This window comes from Streptomyces griseorubiginosus, assembly GCF_017614965.1.
GTDB lineage: Bacteria > Actinomycetota > Actinomycetes > Streptomycetales > Streptomycetaceae > Streptomyces > Streptomyces griseorubiginosus_B.
In genome coordinates this window covers 1-8666 of sequence record NZ_WVUG01000351.1, presented here as the reverse complement: position 1 = coordinate 8666, position 8666 = coordinate 1, and the positions used below count along the sequence as shown (strand labels likewise).

7 protein-coding genes and 1 pseudogene are annotated in these 8666 nt (G+C 72.4%); 7 read left to right on the top strand and 1 reads right to left on the bottom strand.

Features of this window, described 5'->3' with window-relative positions:
* The first annotated feature begins 130 nt into the window (after nt 1–130).
* A complete protein-coding gene (mmpA, locus tag GRC12_RS38365) occupies nt 131–289 on the top strand; it encodes a morphogenic membrane protein MmpA (protein WP_208784937.1) in 159 nt (52 codons plus the stop codon).
* A 6-nt stretch (nt 290–295) separates the two neighbouring features.
* Here mmpA and GRC12_RS38360 read toward each other — a convergent pair whose 3' ends face one another.
* Nucleotides 296–1474 (bottom strand): saccharopine dehydrogenase family protein, encoded by a 1179-nt coding sequence (locus GRC12_RS38360; protein ID WP_208784935.1) that lies wholly within the window; start codon nt 1472–1474, stop codon nt 296–298.
* Between the two features lie 182 nt (nt 1475–1656).
* Between GRC12_RS38360 and GRC12_RS38355 the strand changes: the two genes are divergently transcribed.
* The 6 genes and pseudogenes from GRC12_RS38355 to GRC12_RS38335 form a co-directional block, all read left to right on the top strand.
* Entirely contained in the window at nt 1657–2796 is a 1140-nt protein-coding gene (locus GRC12_RS38355; protein WP_208784933.1) for a CaiB/BaiF CoA transferase family protein, read from the top strand.
* On the top strand, nt 2793–3935 hold the full coding sequence (locus tag GRC12_RS38350) for an acyl-CoA dehydrogenase family protein (RefSeq protein WP_208784930.1): 1143 nt from the start codon (nt 2793–2795) through the stop codon (nt 3933–3935). The genes GRC12_RS38355 and GRC12_RS38350 overlap by 4 nt, the downstream gene beginning before the upstream one ends.
* Before the next feature lie 25 nt (nt 3936–3960).
* Entirely contained in the window at nt 3961–5175 is a 1215-nt protein-coding gene (locus GRC12_RS38345) for an acetyl-CoA C-acetyltransferase (protein WP_208784927.1), read from the top strand.
* Nucleotides 5176–5209: 34 nt separating this feature from the next.
* Nucleotides 5210–7405 carry a 3-hydroxyacyl-CoA dehydrogenase NAD-binding domain-containing protein gene (locus GRC12_RS38340; protein WP_208784925.1) on the top strand — a complete coding sequence of 732 codons (2196 nt, stop codon included), beginning with the start codon at nt 5210–5212 and terminating at the stop codon, nt 7403–7405.
* A gap of 155 nt (nt 7406–7560) precedes the next feature.
* Nucleotides 7561–7635 (top strand): annotated as a pseudogene (locus GRC12_RS47170) (hypothetical protein); the annotation flags it as partial.
* Between the two features lie 59 nt (nt 7636–7694).
* A partial coding sequence (locus GRC12_RS38335) for a thiamine pyrophosphate-binding protein (protein ID WP_308286731.1) occupies nt 7695–8666 on the top strand: 972 nt, incomplete at its 3' end.

The following is an 8666-nucleotide window of genomic DNA, read 5'->3' as shown; positions in this document are numbered from 1 at the left end:
GTGTATAAGAGACAGCCCCCGCCCCCGACCCCGGCGCAGGGCCGACGCCCGGCGTAGGGGTGGTCTGAGTAGGCGGACTGAGTAGCTGTACGGATGTGGGCGTGTGGGGCCTCTCGGCAGAGTGGGGCGCATGACGACACACCGTGCCCGGGCCGCCAAGCCCCGGCCCCTCGCCGATCCGAACCGTCCCGTCGAGCGGGCCGTGAACGCCGCGCTGGTCCTCGCCGTGCTGGCGGGGCTGGGGTGGATCTGCGGGATGATCTACACCGTGGCCGGTTGGACGCTGTAGGGCCCGTCAGCGGCTCGCGGCGACCCGGAAGGTGATCCCGGCCCGGTGCAGCCGCTCGGTCAGGGCATCGCCCATCGCGACCGCCGTGGTGACCTGGCCGGCCGTTTCCGGAAGGTCGTCGAGGGCCAGGGACAGCGCCGACTCGGCGAACATCTTCGCCGTCTCGTCGTAGCCGGGATCGCCGCCCGCGACCTCCGTGAACACCCGCCGGCCGCCGCCCTCGCCCACGAAACGGACCGAGAACCAGCTCCTCGCGCGCTTCTCCGCGCTCGGCCCGTCCCCCGGCTTGAGCCGGTCGGACAACCAGTGCCGGGCGGGCGGCAGTTGGGCCGCCGTGACCAGCGCGCCCATGGCCGCCACCCCGCCGAGCGCCACCGGCAGACGCCGTACGGCCGCGTAGTGGCGGTAGCGGAAGTCGGGACCGTAGCGGTCGAGCGCCTTCGCCGACCGGTGCACGATCTGCGGGTCGATCGTCGGCAGCGGCAGCGCCCACGCGCCGATCTCCTTCGCGAACCGCGGCGCACCCGTCGGCGCCGCCGCCCGCCGGCCAACCAGGCGCGGCTCGTGCCGCCGCCGGTCCCGCTCGGCGGCCAGCATCGGCCGCAGCCGGGAGAACTGGTTCAGCGCGGAGGCGAACGTGCCGCCCGAGAAGGTGGCGTCGGCGGTGACGAACCCGTCGACCGTCAGCGGGACCCCCTCCGGCAGCTGCCGGACGGTGAAGTAGGCGCCCAGGTCGTGCGGGACCGAGTCGAATCCGCAGGCGTGCACCAGCCGGGCGCCGGTCTCCCGCGCGCGTGCGTCGTGCCGGACGTAGGTCAGGTCGACGAACTCCGGCTCACCGGTCAGGTCCAGGTAGTCGGCGCCGGTGTCCGCGCAGGCGGCGACGAGGTCCTCGCCGTAGTTCACGTACGGCCCCACGGTGGTGGCCACCACGCGCGCGTGCTCGGCGAGCCGGCGCACCGAGTCCGGCTCCGCCACGTCCGCGCGCAGCACCCCGACCTTCTCTCCGGCGGGCAGCCGTTCGCGCAGCTGCTCCAGCTTCCGCTCGCTGCGTCCCGCGATCGCCCAGCGCAGTCCCTCGGGGGCGTGCGCGGCGAGATACTCCGCGGTCAGCGTCCCCACGAAGCCCGTCGCTCCGAAGAGCACGATGTCGTAGGGACGGTCCGTCCCGTTCAGCCTGCTCATGACACTCCTCGGTCCGCAGCACGCGCCGTTGTCGGTGGCCGAGGCTAGCGTGAGGAGACGGCGGAGCCGACGCGGACCCCGGTAATTGGCTAAGCGCTTGCTCGCCCAGGTCTTGTGTTCAGTGGAACGTGTTCTTAGCATCACTGGTGTTACATCAGTTGTGTCACAGCGCTGGGGGCTGGATGGCAACGGCAGGGACACCGCCCGGGCAGGGCCCGCTCACCGGCGTGCGCGTGGTCGAGCTGGCCGGCATCGGGCCGGGCCCGTTCGCCGCCATGCTCCTCGCCGACCTGGGCGCGGACGTCGTGCGCGTCGACCGCCCCGGCGGCGTCGGCCTCGCGATCACACCCGAATTCGACGTCACCAACCGCAACAAACGCTCGGTGGTCGTCGACCTGAAGGCCCCGGACGGCCCAGCGCGCGTCCTCGACCTGGTCGAACGCGCCGACATCCTCGTCGAGGGCTACCGCCCGGGCGTGGCGGAGCGCCTCGGCGTGGGCCCGGAGGCCTGCCACGCCCGCAACCCGGGGCTGGTCTACGGCCGTATGACCGGCTGGGGCCAGGACGGCCCGCTCGCCCCGCGCGCCGGCCACGACATCGCCTACATCGCCGTCACCGGCACCCTCGGCCTGATCGGCGAACCGGACCGCCCTCCGGCCGTGCCCGCCAACCTCCTCGGCGACTACGCGGGCGGCTCCCTCTACCTGGTCGTCGGCGTCCTCGCCGCCCTCCACCACGCGCGCGCGGGCGGTACCGGCCAGGTCGTCGACGCCGCCATCGTCGACGGCACCTCCCACCTCTCCGCGATGCTCCACGGCATGCTCGCCGCCGGCGGCTGGCAGGACCGGCGCGGAGCCAACCTCCTGGACGGCGGCTGCCCGTACTACGGCACCTACGAGACGGCCGACGGCCGGTACATGGCGGTCGGCGCCCTGGAACCGCAGTTCTACCAGGAGTTCGTGACCGTGCTCGGCCTTCCCGAGCACGCCGACGACCGCAAGGACTGGACCCGCTGGGGCGAGCTGCGCGAGGCGGTCGCGGCCCGCTTCAAGTCCCGTACCCGCGACGAGTGGACGGCCCTGTTCCAGGGCACCGACGCGTGCGTGGCGCCCGTACTGTCGCTGCGTGAGGCCCCCGGACACCCGCATCTGGCCGCCCGCGGATCCTTCACCGACCACGGCGGCATCACCCAGCCGGCGCCCGCGCCCCGCTTCTCCGCGACCCCGACGGCCGTGCGCACCGGCCCCGCCCGGCCCGGCGCGGACACCGCCGGCGTGGCGCGCGACTGGGACGTACCGGACCTCCTGAAAGGCCCCGCATGAAGCGGCTGATCTTCGCCCCCGAGCACGAGGCGTTCCGCGAGACCGTGCGCGCCTTCCTGGCGAGGGAGGTGCTGCCCCACTACGAGCAGTGGGAGAAGGACGGCATCGCCTCCCGCGAGGCCTGGCGGGCGGCCGGCAAGCAGGGGCTGCTCGGGCTCGCCGTGCCCGAGGAGTACGGCGGCGGAGGTACCGCCGACTTCCGCTACAGCGCCGTCCTGGCGGAGGAGTTCACCCGCGCGGGTGCCCCCGGGCTCGCCCTCGGCCTGCACAACGACATCATCGGCCCCTACCTGACCTCGCTCGCCACCGAGGAGCAGAAGGCACGCTGGCTGCCCGGCTTCTGCGACGGCACGCTGATCACCGCGATCGCCATGACCGAGCCCGGCGCCGGCTCCGACCTGCAGGGCATCCGCACGCACGCGGAGGACCGCGGCGACCACTGGGTGCTCAACGGCTCCAAGACGTTCATCTCCAACGGGATCCTCGCCGACCTGGTGATCGTCGTCGCGAGGACGACCCCCGAGGGCGGTGCGCACGGGCTGTCGCTGCTGGTCGTCGAGCGGGGCACGGAGGGCTTCGAGCGGGGCCGCAACCTCGACAAGATCGGCCAGAAGGCGCAGGACACAGCCGAGTTGTTCTTCCACGACGTGCGCGTCCCCAAGGAGAACCTGCTCGGCGAGCCGAACGGCGCCTTCGGCCACCTGATGACGAACCTCGCGCAGGAGCGCCTCAGCATCGCGGTCTCCGCGATCGCCGCCGCCGAGCACCTGCTGGAGATCACCACCGAGTACGTCAAGGAGCGCGAGGCCTTCGGCCGGCCGCTCGCCACCAAGCAGCACGTCCGGTTCGAGATAGCGGAGATGGCCACCGAGTGCGCCGTCACCCGGACCTTCCTCGACCGCTGCATCGAGGACCACTCGAACGGGGAACTCGACGCCGTGCACGCCTCCATGGCCAAGTGGTGGGCGACCGAACTGCAGAAGCGGGTCACCGACCGCTGCCTCCAGCTGCACGGCGGGTACGGCTACATGAGCGAGTACCCCGTCGCCCGGGCCTTCACCGACGGCCGTATCCAGACCATCTACGGCGGAACCACCGAGATCATGAAAGAGATCATCGGCCGTTCCCTGCTGGGCTGACCCTCACCCTCGAAAGGCGTTCCACGTGAGCACCGAAGCGTATGTGTACGAAGCGATCCGCACCCCGCGCGGCCGCGGCAAGGCCAACGGCGCCCTGCACGGCACCAAGCCCATCGACCTGGTCGTCGGACTCATCCACGAGATCCGCGGCCGCTTCCCGGACCTCGATCCGGCCGCGATCGACGACATCGTGCTCGGCGTCGTCGGCCCGGTCGGCGACCAGGGCTCCGACATCGCCCGCATCGCCGCGATCGCCGCGGGCCTGCCGGACACCGTCGCCGGCGTACAGGAGAACCGCTTCTGTGCGTCGGGCCTGGAAGCCGTCAACATGGCCGCCGCCAAGGTCCGCTCCGGCTTCGAGGACCTGGTCCTCGCGGGCGGCGTCGAGTCCATGTCCCGGGTACCGATGGCCTCCGACGGCGGCGCCTGGTTCAACGACCCGATGACCAACCTGGCCGTCAACTTCGTGCCGCAGGGCATCGGCGCCGACCTGATCGCCACCATCGAGGGCTTCTCCCGCCGGGACGTCGACGAGTACGCCGCCCTGTCCCAGGAGCGGGCGGCGACGGCCTGGAAGGAGGGCCGCTTCGACCGCTCGGTCGTCCCGGTGAAGGACCGCAGCGGCCTGACCGTCCTCGACCACGACGAGCACCTGCGCCCGGGCACCACCGCCGACTCCCTCGCGGGGCTGAAGCCGTCCTTCGCGGACATCGGCGACCTCGGCGGCTTCGACGCCGTCGCGCTGCAGAAGTACCACTGGGTGGAGAGGATCGACCACGTCCACCACGCCGGCAACTCCTCCGGCATCGTCGACGGCGCCTCCCTGGTCGCCATCGGCACCAAGGAGATCGGCGAGCGCTACGGGCTCACCCCGCGTGCGCGGATCGTCTCCGCGGCCGTCTCCGGCTCCGAGCCGACCATCATGCTCACCGGTCCCGCGCCCGCCACCCGCAAGGCGCTCGCCAAGGCCGGGCTGACCATCGACGACATCGACCTCGTCGAGATCAACGAGGCCTTCGCCGCCGTCGTCCTGCGCTTCGTCAGGGACATGGGCCTGACGCTGGACAAGGTCAACGTCAACGGCGGCGCCATCGCCCTCGGCCACCCGCTCGGCGCCACCGGGGCGATGATCCTCGGCACGCTCGTCGACGAACTGGAGCGCCAGGACAAGCGGTACGGCCTCGCCACGCTCTGCGTGGGCGGCGGCATGGGCATCGCCACCGTCGTCGAACGCATCTGACCCCCTCCCACGGATCACACGGAGCACACCCCTCATGAGCACTGAGCCCACCACCATCCGCTGGGAACAGGACCGCACCGGCGTCGTCACCCTCGTCCTCGACGACCCCGGCCAGTCCGCGAACACCATGAACCAGGCGTTCCGCGACTCCCTCGCCGTGATCACCGACCGCCTGGAGGCCGAGAAGGACTCCATCCGCGGCATCATCGTCACCTCCGCCAAGAAGACCTTCTTCGCGGGCGGCGACCTGCGCGACCTCATCCGCGTCACCCCCGAGACCGCACAGGACCTCTTCGACGGCGGCATGGCCATCAAGCGCAACCTGCGCCGCATCGAGACCCTGGGCAAGCCGGTCGTCGCGGCGATCAACGGCGCGGCCCTCGGCGGCGGTTACGAGATCGCCCTCGCCTGCCACCACCGGATCGCGCTGGACGCGCCCGGCTCCAAGATCGGCTGCCCCGAGGTCACCCTGGGCCTCCTGCCCGGCGGCGGCGGAGTCGTCCGCACGGTCCGTCTCCTCGGCATCGCCGACGCGCTGCTGAAGGTGCTGCTCCAGGGCACCCAGTACGACCCGCGGCGCGCGCTCTCCCAGGGTCTCGTCGACGAAGTGGTCGACACCCCGGAGGAGTTGCTGGCCCGCGCCCGTGCCTTCATCGACGCCAACCCCGAGTCGCGGCAGCCCTGGGACAAGCCGGGCTACCGCATCCCGGGCGGCACCCCCGCCAACCCCAAGTTCGCGGCCAACCTGCCCGCCTTCCCGGCCAGCCTGCGCAAGCAGACGGGCGGCGCCCCCTACCCGGCCCCGCGCAACATCCTCGCGGCGGCCGTCGAGGGCTCCCAGGTCGACTTCGAGACCGCCCAGGTCATCGAGGCCCGCTACTTCGTCGAACTGGCCGCGGGCCAGACCTCGAAGAACATGATCCAGGCGTTCTTCTTCGACCTCCAGGCCGTCAACTCCGGCGCCAACCGCCCCCAGGGCGTCGAGCCCCGCCAGGTCCGCAAGGTCGCCGTCCTGGGCGCCGGGATGATGGGCGCGGGCATCGCCTACTCCTGCGCCCGCGCCGGCATCGAGGTCGTCCTGAAGGACGTGTCGCTCGAGGCCGCCGTCAAGGGCAAGGGCTACTCCGAGAAGCTGTGCGCCAAGGCCGTCTCCCGGGGCCGTACCACCCAGGAGAAGGCGGACGCCCTGCTGGCCCGCATCACCCCCACCGCCGATCCCGCCGACACGGCGGGCTGCGACGCGGTGATCGAGGCCGTGTTCGAGAACCCCGAGCTCAAGCACAAGGTCTTCCAGGAGATCCAGCACATCGTCGAACCGGACGCGCTGCTGTGCTCCAACACCTCCACCCTGCCCATCACCGCACTGGCCGAAGGCGTCGAGCGCCAGGCGGACTTCATCGGTCTGCACTTCTTCTCGCCGGTCGACAAGATGCCGCTCGTCGAGATCATCAAGGGCGAGCGCACCGGCGACGAGGCCATCGCCCGCGCCTTCGACCTGGTCCGCCAGATCAGGAAGACCCCGATCGTCGTCAACGACTCCCGGGGCTTCTTCACCTCGCGGGTGATCGGGCACTTCATCAACGAGGGTGTCGCGATGGTCGGCGAGGGCATCGAGCCGGCCTCCGTCGAGCAGGCGGCGGCGCAGGCGGGCTACCCGGCCAAGGTCCTCTCCCTCATGGACGAACTCACCCTCACGCTCCCGCGCAAGATCCGCAACGAGTCGAAGCGGGCCGTGGAGGAAGCGGGCGGCACCTGGGCCACCCACCCCGCCGAAGCGGTCATCGACCGCATGGTCGACGAGTTCGGCCGCACCGGCCGCAGCGGGGGAGCGGGCTTCTACGACTACGGCGACGACGGCCGGCGCGCGGGCCTGTGGCCGGGCCTGCGCGAGCACTTCACCAAGCCGGGCCACCACATCCCGTTCGAGGACATGCAGGAACGCATGCTCTTCTCGGAGGCCCTCGACACGGTCAGGCTCCTGGAGGAGGGCGTCCTGACGTCCGTCGCCGACGCCAACATCGGATCGATCTTCGGCATCGGGTTCCCCGGCTGGACGGGCGGTGTCCTGCAGTACATCAACGGCTACGACGGCGGCGCCGGGGCAGGTGTCGGTCTGTCCGGGTTCGTCGCCCGCGCGCGGGAGCTGGCGGACCGCTACGGGGAGCGTTTCACCCCGCCGGCCCTGCTGGTGGAGAAGGCGGAGAAGGGGGAGCGCTTCACGGACGCCTGACGGGAGCGGACCGGCGGCGGGGTGAGGGCCCCGGCAGCGGTGAGGGCCGTCGTGGGCGGGCCGTACAGCTTGGCCGTACGGCGCCTTGCCCCCGGCGCCCCGTCCCCGCACCCTGATCCGTGAACCGGTCCCCAGGTCCCCCGGAGGAGCCCCCCATGGGATACCGTCCCGCCCTCGCCGTCCTGGACATCCTGCGCGACGAGGGCGTGGACCGCGTCTTCGGCAACCCCGGCACCACCGAACTGCCCTTCCTGGCCGCCCTGTCGGACACCCCGGCGCCCCCGAGTACGTGCTCGGCGTCCACGAGGGCTCCGTGGTCGCCATGGCCGACGGCTACGCCCGCGGCACCGGGCGCCCCGCCTTCGTCAGCCTGCACATCGCGGCGGGCCTCGCCAACGGCCTCATCGGCCTGCTCAACGCCCGCCGCTCCCGCACCCCCCTCGTCGTCACGGCCGGCCAGCAGGACCGCCGCCACCTCCAGCAGGACCCCATGCTCTCCGGCGACGTCATCGCCATCGCCACCCCCGCCGTGAAGGCGGCGTACGACATCCAGCACGCCCACGACCTGCCGCTCGCCCTCCGCCGGGCCTTCGCCCTCGCCGTGCGGCCCCCGGCCGGACCGGTGTTCCTGTCCGTCCCCACGGATCTGTACGCCGAGGACACCGAGGTCGACGTCCCGGCCCGCACGCCCACGCCACCGCTCGCCGCGGCCGCCGGCCTGGACCGCGCCGCCCTTCTCCTCGGCGCCGCCACCCGCCCCGCGATCGTCGCCGGGGACGGCGTCGGCCGTGAGGGCGCCCTCGACGCCCTGGTCCGCACGGCGGAGGCGTGCGGAGCCGCCGTCCACCGCCAACCCATGGCCGACTGCCTCAACTTCCCCACCACGCACCCCCTGTACGCCGGCATGCTGCCGCCCCGGCACGACGCCATCCGGGCCGCCCTCGCCCCGTACGACACCGTGCTGATCGCCGGAGCGCACGCCTTCACCCCGCACGCCTACACCCCCGGTCCGGCACTTCCGCCCGGTCTCACCGTCGTCCAGCTCGACTCGGACCCGGACGAGATCGGCCGCAACTTCCCGGCTGCCTTGGGGCTGGTGGGTGCCCTCGCCCCCTCCCTGGACCACCTCGCCGACCTCCGGCGCGAGCGCGTCCCGGCCCACACCGCCAAGTCCCGCATCCTCCGCGTCGGCGAACAGCACACCGCAGAACGCGACAGCACCGAGTCGGCCGCCCGCGCCGCCTACTCCCCGGCCCCCCTC

Bases quoted from the DNA above. Each gene is read 5' to 3' on its own strand.
- mmpA (WP_208784937.1), top strand. From the start codon at position 131: ATGACGACACACCGTGCCCGGGCCGCCAAGCCCCGGCCCCTCGCCGAT.
- GRC12_RS38360 (WP_208784935.1), bottom strand. From the start codon at position 1,474: ATGAGCAGGCTGAACGGGACGGACCGTCCCTACGACATCGTGCTCTTC.
- GRC12_RS38355 (WP_208784933.1), top strand. From the start codon at position 1,657: ATGGCAACGGCAGGGACACCGCCCGGGCAGGGCCCGCTCACCGGCGTG.
- GRC12_RS38350 (WP_208784930.1), top strand. From the start codon at position 2,793: ATGAAGCGGCTGATCTTCGCCCCCGAGCACGAGGCGTTCCGCGAGACC.
- GRC12_RS38340 (WP_208784925.1), top strand. From the start codon at position 5,210: ATGAGCACTGAGCCCACCACCATCCGCTGGGAACAGGACCGCACCGGC.